This window comes from Rheinheimera sp. MMS21-TC3 (genome assembly GCF_032229285.1).
GTDB lineage: Bacteria > Pseudomonadota > Gammaproteobacteria > Enterobacterales > Alteromonadaceae > Alishewanella.
Genome location: NZ_CP135084.1, coordinates 2,835,642 through 2,855,445 on the forward strand (window position 1 = coordinate 2,835,642; position 19,804 = coordinate 2,855,445).

Annotated in this window: 19 protein-coding genes and 1 other RNA gene; 5 read left to right on the top strand and 15 right to left on the bottom strand. The window is 41.8% G+C overall.

Going from position 1 to position 19,804, the window contains the following annotated elements:
- Positions 1 to 131 precede the first annotated feature (131 nt).
- Both RDV63_RS13780 and RDV63_RS13785 read left to right on the top strand, forming a co-directional pair.
- Positions 132 to 395 carry a late competence development ComFB family protein gene (locus RDV63_RS13780; protein ID WP_313910073.1) on the top strand — a complete coding sequence of 88 codons (264 nt, stop codon included), beginning with the start codon at positions 132 to 134 and terminating at the stop codon, positions 393 to 395.
- Positions 388 to 552 (top strand): YbaM family protein, encoded by a 165-nt coding sequence (locus RDV63_RS13785; RefSeq protein ID WP_313910074.1) that lies wholly within the window; start codon positions 388 to 390, stop codon positions 550 to 552. Before RDV63_RS13780 ends, RDV63_RS13785 begins: the two co-directional genes overlap by 8 nt.
- A 99-nt stretch (positions 553 to 651) precedes the next feature.
- Here the strand turns inward: RDV63_RS13785 and RDV63_RS13790 are convergent, their stop codons facing one another.
- The 8 genes from RDV63_RS13790 to RDV63_RS13825 form a co-directional block, all read right to left on the bottom strand.
- Positions 652 to 1,038: a DUF6746 family protein gene (locus RDV63_RS13790; protein WP_313910075.1), complete on the bottom strand. Its 387-nt coding sequence runs from the start codon at positions 1,036 to 1,038 to the stop codon at positions 652 to 654.
- A 44-nt stretch (positions 1,039 to 1,082) separates the two neighbouring features.
- Positions 1,083 to 1,250, bottom strand: coding sequence for a hypothetical protein (locus tag RDV63_RS13795; RefSeq protein WP_313910076.1), 168 nt, complete (start codon positions 1,248 to 1,250; stop codon positions 1,083 to 1,085).
- 39 nt (positions 1,251 to 1,289) lie between these two features.
- Positions 1,290 to 2,540 (bottom strand): NADPH cytochrome P450 oxidoreductase family protein, encoded by a 1,251-nt coding sequence (locus tag RDV63_RS13800; RefSeq protein WP_313910077.1) that lies wholly within the window; start codon positions 2,538 to 2,540, stop codon positions 1,290 to 1,292.
- A 53-nt stretch (positions 2,541 to 2,593) separates the two neighbouring features.
- Positions 2,594 to 3,412, bottom strand: coding sequence for a DUF4198 domain-containing protein (locus tag RDV63_RS13805; RefSeq protein WP_313910078.1), 819 nt, complete (start codon positions 3,410 to 3,412; stop codon positions 2,594 to 2,596).
- 30 nt (positions 3,413 to 3,442) lie between these two features.
- A complete protein-coding gene (locus tag RDV63_RS13810) occupies positions 3,443 to 3,955 on the bottom strand; it encodes a DUF2271 domain-containing protein (protein ID WP_313910079.1) in 513 nt (170 codons plus the stop codon).
- Between the two features lie 15 nt (positions 3,956 to 3,970).
- Positions 3,971 to 4,564 carry a PepSY-associated TM helix domain-containing protein gene (locus RDV63_RS13815; protein ID WP_313910080.1) on the bottom strand — a complete coding sequence of 198 codons (594 nt, stop codon included), beginning with the start codon at positions 4,562 to 4,564 and terminating at the stop codon, positions 3,971 to 3,973.
- Positions 4,564 to 6,945, bottom strand: coding sequence for a TonB-dependent receptor domain-containing protein (locus RDV63_RS13820; RefSeq protein WP_313910081.1), 2,382 nt, complete (start codon positions 6,943 to 6,945; stop codon positions 4,564 to 4,566). The genes RDV63_RS13815 and RDV63_RS13820 overlap by 1 nt, the downstream gene beginning before the upstream one ends.
- A gap of 262 nt (positions 6,946 to 7,207) precedes the next feature.
- The gene (locus tag RDV63_RS13825) at positions 7,208 to 7,819 is read right to left on the bottom strand and encodes a nitroreductase family protein (protein WP_313910082.1); all 612 of its coding nucleotides are present in this window, start codon (positions 7,817 to 7,819) and stop codon (positions 7,208 to 7,210) included.
- A gap of 141 nt (positions 7,820 to 7,960) precedes the next feature.
- On the opposite strand from RDV63_RS13825, the gene RDV63_RS13830 reads away from it, so the two are divergent.
- Positions 7,961 to 8,866, top strand: coding sequence for a LysR family transcriptional regulator (locus RDV63_RS13830; RefSeq protein ID WP_313910083.1), 906 nt, complete (start codon positions 7,961 to 7,963; stop codon positions 8,864 to 8,866).
- Positions 8,867 to 8,907: 41 nt separating this feature from the next.
- Here the strand turns inward: RDV63_RS13830 and ffs are convergent.
- Positions 8,908 to 9,004, bottom strand: an RNA gene (gene ffs / locus RDV63_RS13835) — signal recognition particle sRNA small type.
- 79 nt (positions 9,005 to 9,083) lie between these two features.
- Positions 9,084 to 9,932, bottom strand: coding sequence for a DUF3014 domain-containing protein (locus tag RDV63_RS13840; RefSeq protein ID WP_313910084.1), 849 nt, complete (start codon positions 9,930 to 9,932; stop codon positions 9,084 to 9,086).
- 109 nt (positions 9,933 to 10,041) lie between these two features.
- Here RDV63_RS13840 and RDV63_RS13845 point away from each other — a divergent pair, with 109 nt between their 5' ends.
- Positions 10,042 to 11,199 (top strand): patatin-like phospholipase family protein, encoded by a 1,158-nt coding sequence (locus RDV63_RS13845; protein ID WP_313910085.1) that lies wholly within the window; start codon positions 10,042 to 10,044, stop codon positions 11,197 to 11,199.
- A 60-nt stretch (positions 11,200 to 11,259) separates the two neighbouring features.
- Positions 11,260 to 12,162 (top strand): GGDEF domain-containing protein, encoded by a 903-nt coding sequence (locus tag RDV63_RS13850; RefSeq protein ID WP_313910086.1) that lies wholly within the window; start codon positions 11,260 to 11,262, stop codon positions 12,160 to 12,162.
- A 14-nt stretch (positions 12,163 to 12,176) separates the two neighbouring features.
- Here RDV63_RS13850 and tilS read toward each other — a convergent pair whose 3' ends face one another.
- The 5 genes from tilS to lpxB form a co-directional block, all read right to left on the bottom strand.
- Positions 12,177 to 13,499, bottom strand: coding sequence for a tRNA lysidine(34) synthetase TilS (tilS, locus tag RDV63_RS13855; protein ID WP_313910087.1), 1,323 nt, complete (start codon positions 13,497 to 13,499; stop codon positions 12,177 to 12,179).
- Between the two features lie 101 nt (positions 13,500 to 13,600).
- Complete coding sequence (gene accA / locus RDV63_RS13860; RefSeq protein WP_313910088.1) at positions 13,601 to 14,557, bottom strand: acetyl-CoA carboxylase carboxyl transferase subunit alpha; 957 nt, start codon at positions 14,555 to 14,557, stop codon at positions 13,601 to 13,603.
- A gap of 17 nt (positions 14,558 to 14,574) precedes the next feature.
- Positions 14,575 to 18,045 (bottom strand): DNA polymerase III subunit alpha, encoded by a 3,471-nt coding sequence (gene dnaE, locus RDV63_RS13865; protein ID WP_313910089.1) that lies wholly within the window; start codon positions 18,043 to 18,045, stop codon positions 14,575 to 14,577.
- Positions 18,045 to 18,638 carry a ribonuclease HII gene (rnhB, locus tag RDV63_RS13870; RefSeq protein ID WP_313910090.1) on the bottom strand — a complete coding sequence of 198 codons (594 nt, stop codon included), beginning with the start codon at positions 18,636 to 18,638 and terminating at the stop codon, positions 18,045 to 18,047. The genes dnaE and rnhB overlap by 1 nt, the downstream gene beginning before the upstream one ends.
- A complete protein-coding gene (lpxB, locus tag RDV63_RS13875; protein ID WP_313910091.1) occupies positions 18,619 to 19,788 on the bottom strand; it encodes a lipid-A-disaccharide synthase in 1,170 nt (389 codons plus the stop codon). Before lpxB ends, rnhB begins: the two co-directional genes overlap by 20 nt.
- Between the last annotated feature and the right edge of the window lie 16 nt (positions 19,789 to 19,804).

Genomic DNA, 19,804 nt, shown 5'->3' on the forward strand with positions numbered 1-19,804 from the left:
TAGTTGTCCTTTACCTAGTGATAAATCATTGTAACAAGCTAACTGTTGAACTCAATGTTTCAGTGGTGTTTTAAGCCAAAGCTGATTATGCTCTAACTAAGCTTAAATTAGGTTACTAAAACGAGGTTAGTATGAAACTTAACGATGACATTCATAACTATTATGAAAAACTATTACTGCAGCACTTAGTCGATTTAGGCCTTGATAAAAGCAAAAATGCGGAGTATTTGGCTGATTTAATCTGCATAAGTTTAAACTTATTACCCCCACGCTATATTCGCTATGAAGTCGACATGGCTTTTTACCTACCCCAAAGTGAGCGTTTTGAAATGGAAATGAAGGTAAAAGAAGCGGTAGCGCGCGCGCAAGATTTTTTGGATACTAAACGTGACTAAACCGCTAAACCAAGCGCCAGCCCATATTAAGTTGGCGGTTGATTTAATTTTACTGCTAGAGCAAAACGGACTAGAGCCTAAAACAGTGTTAGCTGCTTTAGAGGTTGTAAAACAAGACTATATTAAAAAGAGTCAGGTAGAATCTACTCAGCGATAATGCGTTTTTTATTGCCAGCAGACGTTGCATTGTCTAAATAGACTAGGTCATCTATATAGTTTAGCGGCCCAGTAAGCCGCTAAATGTATTTTAAGTCTATTAGTTGCTGATACAGGCTGATGTTTTAGATAATGCTTTAGTTATCTCTGTATAAATAGCCGCGTGCTTTTTAATTGTCGCTTGCTCTAGCTTTTCTGATGCTAGATGCACTTCTTCTAGGTTAAGCGCTGCTTCTGCTAGTGCTTCTGATAACTTGTTAAGTGCCCCTTCAAGGGTGTAAGTTAACTCGTGTATCTTCACCATATCTTCAGCACTCATGTCTTGTTTTTGGGTTATTTCAGCTAACTTTAGGTTGTAGTTAGTAAGGTTACACAACGCTTTTTCAACAGTAGGGGACTTTTTGGCAGGAAAATGGTTATATCTACCATCATCGCTAGCAAATGCAGTACAACTTAACAAAAGTCCGATAACTAAAAGTTTCTTCATCACACAGTCTCTCTATTTTGATTTATATTCGCCATCATTGATGGCTAGGTTTGAGGATACTCATACTGATTTTTTGTATGCTTAGTTTTTATCATTGCTACAGCTCTAACACTGAAGTAAATAATGATGGCGATGACAATCATGGCTAAATCAAATAAAAGATAATACATTAAATGTTCAATCCAATTTTTTTCATAGCTTGAAGTGTCCATTGAAGCATCCAAATTTATTCAGCAACTTAGTTGCTAAAGTTAGTATAAATCACGCAGATAGCGCCCTTGAGCTAATAATTTTTGGTAACCATCTGCCCCAAGCGTACTTCGCAATAAACTATCTACAGCTGAGCCCATTCCGTTATGACGACCGCAGACATAGATATACGCATTTTCACTTATAAAGTGAGCAATTTGTTGCCATTTGTCTGTTAACACATCTTGAACATAGCTAGGGTTGGCAGGATCACGTGAAAATGCACAATCAAGCTGCGTTAACACACCAGTTTGTTGCCAGTGCTTAAACTCCTCATAGAGCGGCTGTGTGCTGTCGGCTTGTCGTTCGCCATAAATAAGCCAGGTGTCGCCAGGGTTTATTTGATGTGACCGCTCTGCTAAGTGACCACGAATACCTGCCAAACCACTGCCCGCACCAATAAGCAAAAGTGGTACTTGGCTATCATTAATATGGCATAACTTATTTTGCTCTACTTGCAATATAATGGGATCATCGACTGTTAGTTTTGAGGTTAGCCAGTCAGAGCAAAACCCTGAAGTGCCAGTGTCATCTTGATGTTTTCGCACAATTAAACTCATCTCGCCATCATTAGGAACTGACGCCACGGAATAACGCCGCGGATGCGCTGTTAAGTCATTATACGGATAAATGGCAACCACATCGCCCGCTTGCCATTGTAGGTCTTTTTGCTTACTAGATAGGCGAAGATGAAATAAGCCAGTATCTTGTTCATTGGTTAACTTTACTCTGGCATTTAACTGCCATAATTGCACATCCTGTTTAGTCGACGCTGGTTGAAACTGATCTTGCTTTTGTACAGGCGAACTTAATTTAGCCCCTAATTTTGTAAGTTCAGAATTAAGATCGTCAGCAAACTGACAAAATTTTGGATACCGGCTATCACCTAAGGCTAACACCTCATAATTAACACCACTTAACATAGTGCTATGTATATTATTGTCACCTAAGCTTTTGACTCGCTTAGGTTTAGTTAAAGCCTGCAAGTCTTGATAAAAACAGCGCCCATTATCAGGTGGCTCGCCATCACCATAAGTACTGACAACAAAAACCACCTTTTGAAATTTAATGAGCTGGGCGGGCCTCAGGTCTGACAATGCCATTAATGCGACAACCTTGGAGCCACCAAGTATCTGTTGCTGCTTTATGGCTAACGCTTTAGCCGTTCCTGTTTGGCTGGCATAAGCAACCAATGTCGAGGCCAAAAGTTGTTGCTTATTTATTTGCTTGGGTTGGCGATAACGCCACAGCACGCTGAATGTCCAGCTTATCCATATACCACAAAGCAGTATTGCCAGCGTTATCATTACAGGGGCAACACTTCAAAGGTTGCAGAATAGTTACCTTGTCTAATTGTCGCCGGCTTAGCTACTTTATCATCACTATAACTGGCCTCTAAAAAGTACATGCCTGCATGCGGCCAAGTAATATTTATTTCGCCTTGTTCATTAGCTTTAAGTGTTATCATCTGCTGACTATTACGATAACGCATACCGCCTGGCACAACTTCTACTTCTGCCCCGGCTGCCGGCTGGCCATCAATCAATAGTTTAAAGGTAGCCGTTTCGGTGGCATATAAATCGTTCGGATGCGTTACGGGCATTAGCTCTAAACCTTGGTTAGTCGGTTGCAGTCCAGCCTTAGTAGGCGAGCCAACTGTTACAAAGGTTTCAACACGACGCCAACTTCTAGACACACGCAAATCAGCTGCTTGAGCAGGAACAGCGGTTGTAAATTCAGATTCATCGGCTTGTTGCCCTCTTGCTGGCCACATTTTCCGCTTACCTTCAGCATCGCGCCACACCGCTCGAAGCCCCCCATAAGAAGAAGCAATTTTATAACTACCTTGCATGTTAAGCTCTACGTCAAATACACTGCGATAACGCCCTTTTACGGCATGACTCATCGCAACGGGGTCACCCGTTGGCCCAACTATCTGGATCCCTTCTAATGCCATAGCAAAATGATCTGGATGAAATAGTGTGTTAGATATTGCAGCATCAAAGGTAACGATTGCTTGATCGCCCGACAATACCGTTGCACTAGGCTTTATCCATGCGCGATGCGCACTTACTGAGGTTGACATTAAAACTGCCGCAGCGACGGCTATAAACTTTATATCCATTGTTCTAACCCTTATAAAATAGTGTTGATACTAAAAATGTAAACGAATTAATTCAATTTCAGCTTTCCCCGCAACTTCAAGTGGAAACGAGCTTTTAGTTAGTGGTAATTTTATAGGTAACTGTAACAGCTCTCGTCCTCCTACCTCTCGCGCAGCCTCAACCATAATGCGATACTCACCCGCCGGTAGTGTTGCTAAAGCTGCCGATAACTGAGCCTGAATAGTATGTTGGCCAGGTCCTTTGGTTGCACCGCTTAACCCATCTACCGGCATATTTAGCGCACGCCCACCTTTGCGCCACCACTGTCGTAGATCTTTTAGCCATTCTTGCCCTTTGTTATTAGCAAGCTTAGTGTCATACCAAACTGCAATTTGCGTTATTTTGCGTGCATCATCTTCAATCCAAGCAGCGACATAAGGCGAGTGATATTCAGCCACATTTAATCTTGGTAGGCTTACCGTTAACTGTAACTCTGCGCCAACCACTTTATGCGGGTTAAAAATGCTTATTACTACCGCGAGCCCTATTACAAACCAACGCATCTTCTATTCCTTTTTTTAAATAAACACTAACATTATTACGACAGGGACTAATGCTCCCAACGAGATTAAAGGCCATGTCATTGGCCGGTGAGGCCCTTGCCTAAATAGCAGTATTAACCCGCTGCCACAAAAAACCACACAAAACAACGCGAAAATATCTATCAACCAAAACCATACAATCCCGGTGTCACGCCCTTTGTGTAAATCATTAAAATAAGCCACCCAACCACGATCTGTTCGTTCATAACTAAATTGTGCATACTGCGCATCTATGGCCAGCCAAGCATCTGCTCCGGGTTTAGCCATAGCAACATAAAATTCAGCGCCATCCCACTGACCCAAAGTGTCGCCCGCAATTTTCACGCCTTTGCTATTAAGATACTGCCGCAGTCGCTCTGGCAACATAATGTCACCAGCAGGCAAAAGCCGTAAGGTTTCCAGTTCTGTTTCAGGTACCTTGGCTTCAATCGTTATCAGCTGATTATTGCCACTAATAGCAGCGGCATGATTTAAGGTAATACCGGTAATAGCAAACATCAGCATGCCTATTAGTGTTACAGCGGCACTTACCCAGTGCCACTGCCTAATCGAGCCTAACCTAATACGCATTAGAAACTTACCGTCATACCAAGCCAGACATTACGAGATTTATCTTTTACGTTATAATCGTCGGTAAACAGCACTTCACTCACCGCGCCCCTGCCTGTTACATACTCGTACTCGCCATCATTATTTAAATCAGTGTATGTAGTTGAGTAAGTTGTAAAATCACGGTCAAGCAAGTTGTTTATACGAAAGTTAAAACGAATTAACTGGCTATATTCATAGCTGGCACCAAGGTTAAGTAGACTATAATTTTTATAATACAGAGGTTTTTCTATTATGCTGTCGTAACCACGATACCGATCAGAGCGCAATTCGCCTTGTAAGTAGACTGTTACACTGTCGGTCATATCCCAGTTCGCACGAATATTAGCCATGTGCTCGGCAGTATTGGTTAAAGGTAACCCAGCTTGAGCACCACTTTTTTGTTCGCTGTCGGTCCACGTATAATTACCCTGTAAAGACAATTCTGGTGAAAATTGATAACGACCTGCTATTTCTACGCCTTGAATATCCACTTCATCAATATTTATTTTCTGACTGTAACTTTGATAACCTAGCTGATCATAGTCACCTAAATTGACACAAGGACGAACACCTTGAGTTTGGGTGCAACTTTGGATAGTGTCACCAAGGGCAATTTTGTCTTCGAATTGAGTTTTAAAATAGGTGATATTAAAATTGTGACCATTATCTAAAGCATTCCAGTACAAGGCAATTTCAGAGTTGACACTGGTTTCTGGTTGTAATTCAGGGTTACCCGCAAACGGGCTAGTACCTTGGCCACCAAAACCTGTAATACCGTCATATAAATCAGTCGTATTTGGTGTTTTATACCCTGTACTTACGCCTCCTTTTAATGTCCACTGCGCATTAAGGTTATATACAGCGTATAGCCGTGGTGAAACTTGGCTTCCAAAAGTATCGTGCTTGTCGTATCTAACCCCTGCAGTCAGAGTAAAGTCTTCGGTCATCATCCAGTTGTCTTCAACGTACAGCGAATACATTTTTTGCTGCTGCTTTCCTCTTACGCTGCCGCTTTCCATACCAAAAACACCGTCAATTAATTCACCATCTATTAGCTGGCCACCTACGACAAAGTTATGCAGACCCGCGGCTTGCAATGGAATATCTAGGCGAGCGTCAAGTGTATATTGGTTACTTTCCAGAGGTCGTGCTGGGCGGGGTAGAAAAGTTGCTTCTGCTAAACTACGACGAGCGGCTTCCGTTAAACCAGCATACTCACCTGTGCCGTCATACATTTCTTGCAATAATAAACGCTCGGCGACGCTAAGTGGTAAGGTGCGGCCATTATTTTCGGTTTCTACATAAGATAAAGCGATCATACTAGAGCCAAAACGCCAATCTGCATCATGGGCTAACGACCACCAATTACGATTAAACTCTTGATCTGCAGCATAACCTGCCCGCGGATTAACCTTGCCACGGCTATCTTGCCAAAGCTCTTCTATGCTGTCTTTTGTACCTAATGGATAAATAATACTATCGTTTTCAATGTCATAGCTTGGTGTATTATCATAAACTTGATTTGAAGCGTCGTAATCAAACTTTAAGCGCTGGTTGTCAGCCGGTGTCCACGACAACGAAAAGCCAACATGCTTATCACTATTATCAACAGTACGTCCGCCGCTACCAAAACCAAGCTCGCGCACAATCACATTGCCATTTGGATCTATCGCCGGTGTAAATGTCGGTGTTGATGCTTGCTGATCATACAAGCTACCACGTAGTCCCAAGCTTAATACGTTATCTATTAAAGGCCCCATTACGGATACTTCGGTTGTGAAGTCATCACCAAAATTATCATTAGACTGCACACTACGGCCCATACTTACTTCACCCGTCCAGCCCTGTGTATGCCTTTTGGTAATAATATTAATTACCCCGCCCAGGGCATCTGCGCCATACAAGGTTGAAGCTGGGCCACGAATAACTTCAATACGGTCAATACTGGCTAACGGCGGGACATGGTTAAATGCGTTGCCACCAAAATTATTGGGGTAAATATCGCCATGATTATTTTGACGACGACCGTCTATCAATAACAAAGTATACTCACCGGTAAGGCCGCGCATACTTACCGAGCCTTGTCCTGTTTTATCGCGGCTAGTGCCAATATCAACACCTTCTTGATACTTCACTGCATCTAATAAAGTGGTAAACGAATTTTGACGAATTTCTTCTTGAGTAATAATTGAAATACTAGCAGGTGCATCTGTTAATTTTTGTTCAAAGCCCGAGGCTGTAACTACAATGCGCTCAATTCCATCTGGGGTGTATGCTGCATTAACTAATTCTGCGTTAACAGATCCCGCTAACGTTAAAGCTATTAATAAAGACAGCTTTGTTGGCACCGCGTGTTTCATTACTTCTATCCTTTAATCTTAATGGCGAATACTGCTAAAAAGTAGCGGCATACTAACTGATCAAAAACACCAATGTCAATACAAATGATAACTAGTCTCATTAAGATTGGTAGCTGTTGTAATGTGCAGATTTTAAGCAAGCGTTAGAACTTGTTATCGCAGGAAGTATAGAAACACAAATAGAATAAATAGTAACAACAATGAAACCATGACGATTATGTCTAAGCGGTTTCATTGTTTATGCGGTGTACAAAATTAGGATTTATGAGCCAAATACTTTCATACGTTCTTCTAGAGGCTGAAACGCTTTGTCACCTGCAGGCTGCTCGATCGCACCAAATACTATTTGTGCATTTAATTCCCAGTCGGCAGTAAGGTTCCATTCATTAGCAACTTTCTGATCAATGACGGGATTATAATGCTGCAAGTTGGCACCTATATCTAAGCTAGTCAATGCCATCCAGATCGCATACTGATGCATAGCACTGGTTTGATGAGCCCAAATTGGAAACTTATCCGCATACAAAGGCGCAGCTTGTTGCAAATTTCTAATCACGCCTTTGTCTTCAAAAAACAATACCGTACCCGCACCTGCTCTAAAGCCGGCTATTTTATCTTTAGTACCTTGAAACTTTTCGTCATCAGCAACTATAGCTTTTAGTGTTTCTTCAGTGATGTCCCACAGTTTTTTATGATCATCAGCAAACAAAACTACGATACGTGTCGATTGTGAATTAAAAGATGATGGTGTATGCAGGACCGCATGTTCAACAAGTTTAATAATTTCTTCGTTAGAAACTGGCAGCTGATTGCTTAGTGCATAGACAGAACGACGCTTTTCTACTAATTGCTGTAAATTTTTTAGGTTTGACATTATTCTCTCCAGTGATTGTTTAGGAACTTAAGTAATTAAAACTAAGCTATAGTTCTATTATGATTGTTGACTATAAGTAGATAAACTGTCGATACAGCAAATAACTTTTCTTATTTTGAGAACAATTAAAGAGTGGTTTAAATGGGCCAACTAGAAGATATGGCAATGTTTGTGCGCATTGTTGAAGCAGGTAGTATTACTAAAGCCGCAGAGCAATTAAATATCGCAAAATCTGCAGTAAGCCGTCGACTAAAAGAGCTAGAGACTCGCTTGGGCAGTCAGCTAATTAGCCGAAACACGCGTCAATCACACTTAACCCAAGCTGGCGAGCAGTATTATCAAAAGGTGAACAATATACTAAGTGAAGTGGAAGCGCTTAATGAAGAGACCCGTGGGGCTCCGACTCGTATAGAAGGGACGCTAAAGATGACAGCGCCATTATCTTTTGGCTTGATGCATTTAAATAATATCATCGATGAATATGCCAATATGCACCCTGATTTAAAGTTTGAGCTAGATTTTTCTGATCGACATACTGATTTGATTGAAGAAGGGTTTGAGTTAGCAATTCGTATTAAACAGTTAGAAGATTCAAGCTATCAAGCCAAACGCTTAGCACTAATCCGTTATGCGTTATGCGCCAGCCCCGAATATTTAAATAAAATGGGGACACCAAAAACCTTTGAAGATCTGGCAAAGCATAAGTTTTTGCAATATGGCATGGGCAAATCTAGCACTATAGAGTTGATAGATGAGCAAGGTAAAAAGCATCAAGTACCAGTAAACGGTAAAATAAAAGCTAATAATGGTGACTTTTTACTTGAGATGGCAATCAAAGGTCAGGGTATTGTTTTTTTACCCACTTTTATTACATATCAAGCCTTAGCTAGTGGTGAGCTATTGCCAATACTGCAGCAGTATCAGTTGCCAACCTTAAATGCCTATGCGGTTTATCCTAAAAACAGATTTTTATTACAGCGTTGTCGCTATTTAATCGATTTTATTGCCCAACGTTTTGGTGATGAGCCTTATTGGGATAACTTTTAATACACTTTGATGCAACAAGCTAAGCAGAATTTGGGTGGCAACCCCAAGAGCCACATCCCGGCACATACATCATAAACTGTGGCTGCTTCCTTCCGGACCTGACCAGGTTCGCTTACTAGTATTGCGAGAGGACCAATGGGGTTACCATTGACAGTTGAACAATCAACTGGCGCGCATTATGCGCAAAACAGCTGTTGCTTGCAAGTCTAGTAACAGCTCACTGCTGCATTTCTGTACGATATTGACGTAATATTGCTTTTAAGCGCTTTTGATTCTCAGGCCCCATGCGTAACAGCATTTTTTGCGGTGCCGGTAAAGCTTCCAACCTAGGATCGGCAAAGGTATACATTACCGAAGGCCGTTCAAGCGCTATTGGATAATCAACCTCAGGTGTTTGTAATAAAACATCAATAGCACTAATCACTCGCTGCTTAAAAGAAGCATCTGGATAACCTAACTCAGCAAAAGCTTCTTCTGCTAAAGGTTCAAAACGCTGTAAGCTGGCTAGCACTTCTGCTGCCGAAACACTTTCTAGCAAGTCTAAATACGGCTTATAACGGGCAAAGTTTGCTGAGTCTAATTGATAGGGTGGCTTTTTAGCACCAATAAAACGCTGATCTAGCGGTTGTAAAATAGGATGCCCTTTCACTAACTGGCCAAGAGCAATATTATCGACTTGCACCACAAAATTACGCACCATTTGCTCGGTTACAATTAAACTAGCCAAGCCAGGTTGCCAATCTAAATTAAATATCTGCTGCTTAATTTCAGTATCGGATGTATCTAGTGTTGGTAACGGTTGCTCTACTACTGCAATAACTTCTACTGGCTCAATACTTACTTCAGTTATAGACTCAACATCTGGTTCTGGCTCAGCCATTATTTCTGGTTCAGCTAAGTCCACAGATGGACTTGACTCTACTGCAGTAGTAATAGGTTGCTTAATTTCAACAACATCTGGCTTAGGTTTAAACAAAAACCAAAGCGCCAATAATAAAACCACAACAACGGCAGCAATAGCAAAGTAATATTTTTGTTGACCTGTGGCACTAGTCTCTGTTGTCATAATAACCTCATTAATAATCTGCTGTTGCTCAACGAATAGTCATTGCAATCTGTTAAAAATCTAGCAATATACTAACAATGAGCCTGTGATAGGGAAAAAGTTCAACTTGGTGACGCCGAAAAATATACATAATAGCAATACGCAAAATAATGCGTCACAAACTGCCTTACTTTTAACTGGAGGTGGTGCTAGAGCAGCCTATCAGGTCGGCGTATTAAAAGCTATTGCCCAACATTACCCTAGAAATAGCGCCATACCCTTTAAAATTATTAGCGGTACCTCTGCTGGTGCAATAAATGGGGCTGCTATGGCTAGCTATGCTTCATGCTTTCATCTTGGGGTTAAAAAGCTAGAATGGATTTGGCGTAACTTTTCTACTCATCAAGTTTATTATGCCGATTATATTCGAGTATTTCGGCATTTATTTCGCAGTATCTATAGTGGCTTCCAAGCTGACTACGCCAATAAGCCCCCTGTAAGCCTATTTGATAGTAAACCTTTACGATTAATGTTAACTAAAATATTAGACTTACAACGTATAGATCGTAATATTATGGGCGGCTATTTATCTAGTGTATCTGTTACTGCTTCTTGTTATAACAATGGCGACTCTATATCGTTTTTTCAATCAAAACAGGCTCAAGAATGGCGGCGGGCTAAGCGCTCTGGTCAACGAACTTTAATTGGTGTCCATCATTTAATGGCGTCAGCTGCTATTCCGCTGGTTTTCCCCTCGGTGCGTATTCATCAACAGTATTTTGGTGATGGTTCTGTCAACCAATTAGCGCCTTTAAGTGCCCCTATTCATTTAGGCGCCGATAAAATTATGATTATTGGTTTAGCTGATCCCCGCAGTAGTGATGCTGGGCAACGTATGCTACACCATCCTGATCTTGCCAATATTGCAGGTCATTTATTAGATACCGTATTTAGCGACACTCTTAATTCTGATCTGGAGCGCTTGCATAGAATAAACAGTACTATTGCCGTATTACAGCAACATACTATTGCCTCTCCCTTAAAAAAAATTGACACTTTACTGATTAATCCCAGTCAAAATTTTAGCCAAATTGCTAGTGAGCATTATTTAAGCTTGCCTTTAGCGGTTCGAACTATTTTGCGTTTAACCGGTACCCGGCAGCATTCTCAGTCAAGTTTACCCAGTTACTTATTGTTTGAACAAAATTATACCCGACGCTTAATTGAATTAGGTATGGAAGATGCTAATCAACAAATGCCACAAATTTTAAAGTTCCTTCAAGATTAACACTTGGCCTATTAGTTGCTTAATAGATTAAGGATTACTTAATTTATTAAGGATAAAATTATGGAGTATGCTTTGTTGCAGGATAGAGGCTGCAGTTCGGCCCCCTGTTATGCTTCTATAACTAAGCTACAACATTGGCCTGAGCTTCCAGAGCAAGCTGGACTAAGCTTAGTCAGCCAGCTTCAAACTACTTTAGAGTTACAACAGCAACTTGATATTATTTCAATGGCTGCCGGCAAGCTTTTGCCTCTGTCTTGGTTGCAATTACACACGGCTGTCGGTGATTTTACAGCTAGTGGCTCAACCCCAGCTGACTATGAGCACCGCAGCATGTTGGTTTTAAATCAACAATGCTTAGCTGAGCTGGTATATCAAAGTGCTAGCCCTTTTACACCAATGTTACAGCGTGAATTATTGCAATTAGAAACCGAGTGGTTATTTGCCCTTCGCAATGCACTAGTAGTCAGCCGCTTACAACAAATGGCGTTAAAAGACCCCCTTACCTGCCTAGGCAACCGTCGTTTTTTTGACGACAGCTTTACTAAAACAGTCCAGCTGGCTAAACGCTATGATGAAAGCTGCGGCTTATTATTATTAGACTTAGATAACTTTAAGCAAGTTAATGATATTGACGGCCATACGGCAGGTGATGAAATGTTAATTGCTGTGGCTAATGCATTACGCGATACACTGCGGGTGACTGACAGCATATTTCGCTTTGGTGGCGACGAGTTTGCTATTATTTTATCTGCCGCTGATGTTGCAAGTGCTGAATTAATTGCTAGACGCTTGTTAAAAGCAATTAATCAACTAGCGCTTGGTCAGCAGTATCAAGTGACAGTCAGTGTTGGTTTAGCTTTACTTAAAACTGGACAGAGCCAAGCTGAATTATTCGCTGCGGCAGATAAAGCCTTATACCAAGCAAAAAATGCTGGTAAAAGTATGGTCCGCCTAGCACTTTAACTCTTATTGACTGTTTATTTAGCCATTTCAGACCAGTGCAACCAGTATTTTGCTTGTTGCGCTGAGCTGGCAGAAGCATAGCCCGCTACCGCAATAAGTTGCTGCTGCTTATTCAATAGCAAAGGCACTCGCAAGCGTTGCCAAGGCGGTACTTGCCATAATTTAAACCATTGTTTTAGGGGTTTATGCTGTAATGCTGAACTTGGTTTAAATAATAAACTCAACTTGCCAAATACAATAGAGCCGCTGTCATCGGCTACAGGCAGGGCATCAGTTGAGGCTTGATTATTAATATCTATTTGGCCAAGCTTTTCTGGCAGCACAAGCTGCGTTGTCCCTTGCCAGGCTAAATTATAATTTGGCTTGCTGTTATTAGTGGCAGCTACTTTGTACAGCTGTTCGGCATAACGTCTAATATTAAAGCCATCCAGCACTAATAAAGGGCTGCTGTCCTCTCGGGCTAAAATAACCGTTTGGTATAATGTTTCTAACCACTGCACTGATGGGGTTAGTCCAGTATCGGCTAACCAGCGCCGAATAAGTAAATGTTGTTGTAAAGGAATATGCTGGGCTAAGGCCGTTAGTTGTAACCGATCATTAACCACTACCTGCGGATAAAACTGTTCGGTATAATAATCTGCTAACTGCTGCATGTTAGCGATTAACTGCATGCTACGGCTAGCTGTTTTACTAAAGTGGGGCCAACGTTGACGTAATAGCGGCGCTATTTGATGGCGGATAAAGTTACGTTCATACTGGGTATCAATATTACTTTCATCTTCTACCCAAGCTAATTGTTGCTCTGTGGCATAGTGCTGTAACTGAGCTTGGTTAAAACTAAGCAATGGCCTTAATAGTTGACCCGCTGCAAAAGGTTTGCTTGCCGCTATACCACTTAAACCTGCAGGGCCTGAGCCCCGTTTTAATGCTAGCAACAAGGTTTCTATTTGATCATCGGCATGGTGCGCTGTCAGCAATAAATGCTTATTAGTAGTAATAAATGCTGCTAAAGCGTCATATCGCCCTGCTCTAGCACGGGCTTCTAAATTATGCCTACCTTCAAGCTTAAGGCTAACCGAGCTAAATTCAACTTGCCGCACGGCGCATTGTTGCTGACAAAACTCTGCCCAAGCAACTGCATTATTGCTTAAACCATGGTTAATATAGACAGCTTGCAACTTAAAGCCTAGCTGCTGCTGTGCTTTAGCTAGCAAGTCTAGTAACACCATAGAATCTAAGCCACCACTGAGAGCCAGAACCACCTTATGCTCTGCTTGCAGCTTAGCTTGCGCCAATAAACAATGCTGTAAAAAAGTCTCTACCTGTAGTGTGGTCATGCTCAATCTATTTTAAGTGCGCTATAAACTAGACAGCGGTATTATTAAATAAAAAAGCCAGTACTTTAGATACTGGCTTAATATTACAACTGCTAAGGCTATTAGCAATAGCCGTATGACATCAGTCTATTATAGCGCCGCTCTAACAATTCATCGACGCTCATTTTATTTAACAACTCTAAATCCTGTAGTAATACCGCCTTTAAGCTTTGCGCCATTTTCTCAGGAGAACGGTGGGCACCACCTAACGGCTCAGTTACCACTTCATCAATAAGCTTTAACTCTTTAATTCTAGCCGCGGTTATCCCCATTGCATCAGCCGCTAAAGGAGCTTTTTCCGCGCTTTTCCATAAAATTGAAGCACAACCTTCTGGCGAAATAACCGAATAAGTACTATATTGCAACATATTTACTTTATCGCCTACACCTATAGCTAAAGCGCCACCCGAGCCACCTTCACCGACAACAGTACAAACAACTGGCACTTTTAAGCCTGCCATAACTTTTAAGTTGCGAGCTATAGCTTCAGATTGACCGCGCTCTTCTGCGCCTATTCCTGGGTAAGCACCTGGCGTATCAATAAAAGTTACAATTGGCATTTTAAAGCGTTCGGCCATTTCCATTAGACGTAGGGCTTTGCGGTAACCTTCTGGCCTTGGCATACCAAAGTTTCGTTTAATCTTTTCTTTAGTATTCCGACCTTTTTGATGACCTATAACCATTACTGGTTGGCCATCTAAACGTGCTGTACCACCAATAATAGCATGGTCATTGGCAAAGGCTCTATCACCGGCTAAATCATCAAAGTCAGTAAACATATGCTTGATATAATCAAGGGTATAAGGCCTTAATGGATGACGAGCTAATTGCGCAACTTGCCAAGCACCTAGCTCAGCAAACACTCTTTTAGTTAAGGTTAAGCTTTTTTCTTTTAATTTATTTATTTCTTCTTCTAAGCCTAAATCATAATCGCCATTGCGACTTACGTTACGCAATTCGTCTATTTTTGCTTCAAGTTCAGCAATGGGTTGCTCAAACTCTAAATAATTCAGCATCATCGACAGTCACTACCTAATTAATTAAATTCCAGTTCTATTGTCGCCAATTGTTTTAACTGATGCAACAAAGCGTCGGCAGGCGTCACCCACCATGGAGTATCTAGTTGAAGCATTACCTCGCCTTCCTGGCGCTGATACCGGATATTAACCGGAACGGTTCCTGCTTTATACTCACTGAGCACCTGCTGTAATTGTTGCAGGTAATTGTGGTCTATTTGTGTCGATTGTACAGTGATATTCAAACAACGCAGCGATTTTTCTCGCACTTGCGTTATTTCACTGACATCGCGGCCCGTCATTGTAAGGCCACCATTAAAATCATCAAAGCTGACCTGTCCCGTTATAACTAAAATAAGGTCCTTTTGCAGTAATTCTTCAAAATTTTCTAGCATATCGGGGAAAAAACGTACATCTAAGCGGGCAGACTTATCATCTAAAGTCACAATAGCCCAGCGCCGCCCTTTTTTATTAACAATAACCCGAACCGACACCACTAAGCCTACTACTTGTACTGATTGGTCTTTTCGCGTGGGTTGTAGCTCATTTAATCGACAAGAAGCATAACGTGGTAGTTCATTCAAATAACGGTTAATAGGATGGCCAGTTAAGTATAAACCTAAGGCTTCGCGCTCACCTTCTAGCCAAATCTCATCTGGCCAAGGCGCCACTTGAACAAAAGCGCTGCTAGTATCATCAGCTTCTGGGCTGAGTAAGCCAAATAAGTCATCTTGACCAACTGCCTGCGCCTTAGCATGTTGCTCGGCAGCTTTCATTGCTTGCTCTAAGGTTGCAGCTAACGCAGCTCTATGTGGCCCCAGCTTATCTAAAGCACCGGCTAAAATTAGCTTTTCCATCACCCGTTTGCCGACTTTTTTCAGATCGACTTTAGCACAAAAATCAAACAGATCGCTAAAAGCACCATGCTGTTTTCTGGCGGCTATAATGGCTTCAATTGGCCCCTCGCCCACCCCTTTAATGGCGCCAATACCGTATACTATATGGCCTTGCTCATTAACAGTAAACTTGTGCACCCCAGCATTTACATCTGGTGGAATCAGGGTAAGCTTCATCCGCTCACACTCATCTACTAGGGTAACAATTTTGTCAGTATTATCCATATCGGCGGACATTACCGCTGCCATAAACTCAGCTGGAAAGTGCGTTTTCATCCACAAGGTTTGATATGACACTAAGGCATAAGCAGCAGAGTGTGATTTATTAAAGCCATAGCCAGCAAACTTTTCAACTAAATCAAAAATTTTAATGGCTAATTCAGGATCGATACCATTATTGGCTGCGCCTTCTTGAAAGGTTGCTCGCTGCTTAGCCATTTCTTCTGGCTGTTTTTTACCCATAGCTCGGCGTAACAAGTCAGCACCACCCAATGAGTAACCTGATAGCACCTGTGCAATTTGCATAACTTGTTCTTGATACAAAATAATGCCGTATGTGGGCTCTAAAATAGGTTTAAGCGATTCATGCTGCCAGGTTTCATCAGGGTAAGAAATCGCTTCACGGCCACGTTTACGGTCAATAAAGTTATCAACCATACCAGATTGTAGTGGCCCTGGCCGAAACAAGGCGACTAAGGCAATAATATCTTCAAAGCAATCTGGCTTTAGGCGGCGAATTAAATCTTTCATGCCGCGCGATTCTAATTGGAATACAGCTGTAGTATCGGCTTTTTGTAATAAATCAAAGCTGGCCTTATCTACTAGCGGTATATGGTTTATATCAACTAGCGGTTTACCTTCTTTAGTTAAACGGCTATTAACCATATTCACTGCCCATTGCAAAATGGTCAGAGTGCGTAAACCTAAAAAGTCGAACTTAACTAAGCCGGCATACTCAACATCATCTTTATCAAACTGAGTGACAGGGTTATTACCATGCTCATCACAATATAAGGGCGAAAAGTCGGTGATTTTAGTTGGCGCTATAACCACGCCACCGGCATGTTTACCGGCATTTCGGGTTACGCCTTCTAATTGCCTCGCCATATCAATGAGATCTTTAACCTCTTCATCTTGGGCATAGAGTTCAGGTAACCTTGGTTCTTCTTTAAAGGCTTGCTCTAACGTCATACCTGGCGTCATAGGCACTAATTTAGAGATGCGTTCAACAAAGCCATAAGGATGGCCTAGCACCCTTCCTACATCACGAATAACGCCCTTAGCCGCCATAGTGCCAAAAGTAATAATTTGTGACACAGCTTCTCGGCCATACATGTCAGCAACGTGTTCAATTACTTCATCTCGGCGGTCCATACAAAAGTCGACATCAAAGTCCGGCATCGAGACCCGTTCAGGGTTTAAAAATCGCTCAAATAATAAATCATACTCTAACGGGTCAAGATCAGTGATCTTAAGCGCATAAGCTACCAAAGAGCCGGCACCAGAGCCTCGGCCCGGCCCAACTGGAATGCCTTGATCTTTACTCCACTGAATAAACTCCATTACCACTAAAAAATAACCTGGAAAGCCCATTTGGTTAATAACTTTAAGCTCAATTTGCAGCCGCTCGTCGTAGCCGCCACGCCGCTGCTGGCGAATAGTTTCATCTGGAAATAATATCTGTAGCCTTTGCTCTAAGCCTTGTTGTGCTTTCATCACTAAGAAGTCAGCGTCAGACATACCGCCAGTTGGAAATGCTGGTAAAAAATACTCACCCAAACGGATAGTGACATTGCAGCGCTTAGCAATCTCTACTGAGTTTTCCAATGCCTCTGGCAGGTCGGCAAACAACTGCTGCATTTCTTGCTCAGTGCGTAGATACTGTTGTTCTGAATAAAGTTTTGGCCGACGCTTATCATCTAAGGTAAAGCTATCATGAATAGCTACCCTAATTTCATGAGCAGCAAAGTCTTCTCGCTTTAAAAATACCACTTCGTTAGTAGCTACAACGGGTAGTTGATGCTGTTCAGCTAATGCTACCGCTTGCTGGATATAAAGCTCTTCATCCGGCCGACCGGTGCGGCATAGCTCTAGATAAAAACGATTAGGGAACTGCTGCTGATAATAGGCTACTAACTCATTAACTAAAGGCTGATTTTGCTTAATCAATGCCTTGCCTAAAGTGCCATCTTTAGCACCAGACAACACAATAACGCCGCTGGCATATTCAGTTAACCAATCATGATCTATTTGTGGTTTACCTGCAACATGGCCTCTTAAGTATGCTTTTGAAATAAGATCACACAGATTTTGATAGCCAGTGTTATCGGCTGCTAACAAAAGTAAGCGGCTAGTTTCTGTCCCTAGACCAGGGTGCTGCACCCAGCAGTCGACACCTATAATTGGCTTAACACCGGCAGCATGAGCAGCACTATAGAATCGCACTAAGCCACAAAAATTCATTTGGTCGGTTAGCGCTACAGCTGGCATTTTTAATTGATTAATGGCTTTAACTATTGGCTTTACCTTAGCCACCCCGTCAACCAAGGAAAAATCACTGTGCAGCCGTAAATGAATAAAGCTTGGTTCTGCCATTAGTCTTGTTGCTCCAATACTAGCCGCACTGGTTTAAAACTTCGCCTATGCTCAGCTAAGACACCATGCTGCTTAATTGCCGCTAAGTGCGCAGCAGTAGGGTACCCCTTGTGTGCAGCAAAGCCATAATGCGGATAAGCTTGATCTAATGCATACATTTCATTATCTCGTGCCACTTTAGCTAAAATCGAGGCTGCGCTTATTTCTGGCACTAAGCCATCACCTTTGATTATTGCTGAGGCGTTTATGCCAAAGTCTGGTGTCCGGTTACCATCTACCAATACCCAATCAGGTGTAATAGCTAAGGCAGCTACCGCTCGGCGCATTGCAAGCATAGTGGCATGTAATATATTTAAATCATCAATCTCATGCACTTCAGCCCGACCAAGGGCCCAAGCCAAAGCTTGTTGCTTAATTTGCTCAGCTAATTGAGTGCGTTTTTTTTCACTAATTTTTTTGGAATCAGTCAGGCCTGCTATTGGCTTTGCTGGATCGAGGATAACCGCAGCTGTAACCACGGCACCAATTAATGGCCCACGGCCTACTTCATCAACACCACAAATTAAAGCTACATTAGGCCTTTGATATTGCATTAGAATTAATCACCTTAAAAATTGCTTCTGCAGCGCGTTGACTAGCATCACATTTAATTGTTTGATGAATAGCAGTATATTCCGCCAATAATGCTGCACGATCTGTACTTAATAATGGCTGCATTTTGGCAACTAGTGCAGCTGGTGTTACTTGATGCTGCAATAGCTCACTTACCATACCACGACCTGCCAGTAAATTTGGCAAACTAAAATGGGCTAACTTTACTAAACGACTGCCAATTTGATAGGTTAACCAATTGGCTTTATAACTCACTACCATTAAGCATTTAGCTAACATAGCCTCTAGCGTTGCAGTGCCAGATGTAATAAAAGTTGCATCAGCCGCCAATAAAACATCACGCGCTTGACCTATAAATACTTGTAGCGGCAATTCTGGTGCAATCTGCTGTTTAATAGCCGCAAATTGCGCTGCTTTATCTTCAGTAACCATATTACAAATTAACTGTAACGAGGGTTGTTGCTGCTTGAGGGTGGCTGCTGCTTGCAAAAAGTCGGCAGCTAATAATTTTATTTCATTGCTACGACTACCCGGCATAATGGCTAATACATTTTTAGTGCTATCTAAACCTAATACTTGCTTTGTCGCCTCTTTATCAACTATTAACGGCATAGTATCTGCCATGGTATGGCCAACAAAAGTACAAGGCACCTGATATTTATCATAAAAAGCTTTTTCAAAGGGTAACAGCGACAATACCATATCCGTTGCTGCGGCAATTTTAAAAATTCGCTTATGCCGCCAAGCCCAAACCGAGGGGCTAACATAATGCACAGTTTTTATCCCTGCTTGCTTTAACTTCAACTCTACTGGTAAGTTAAAATCTGGCGCATCAATACCAACAAACACATCTGGCTTATCAGCTAATAACGCAGCAATAATTTCTTTTTTAACTTTAAGTAGTCGCGGTAATCGGCCTAGTACTTCAACTATGCCCATTACGGCTAGCTCTTCCATATCAAATAAAGCGGTAAAGCCCAAGGCTTGCATACGTGGGCCACCAATTCCATAAAACCGAGTATTAGGGTTTTGTTGCAAGCAAGCTTTCATTAAATCAGCACCTAAAATATCACCCGAGTGCTCGCCTGCAATAATAGCAATTTTAACTATTTTATCTTTTTCTATAGTCATGTATTAATTAATGCGC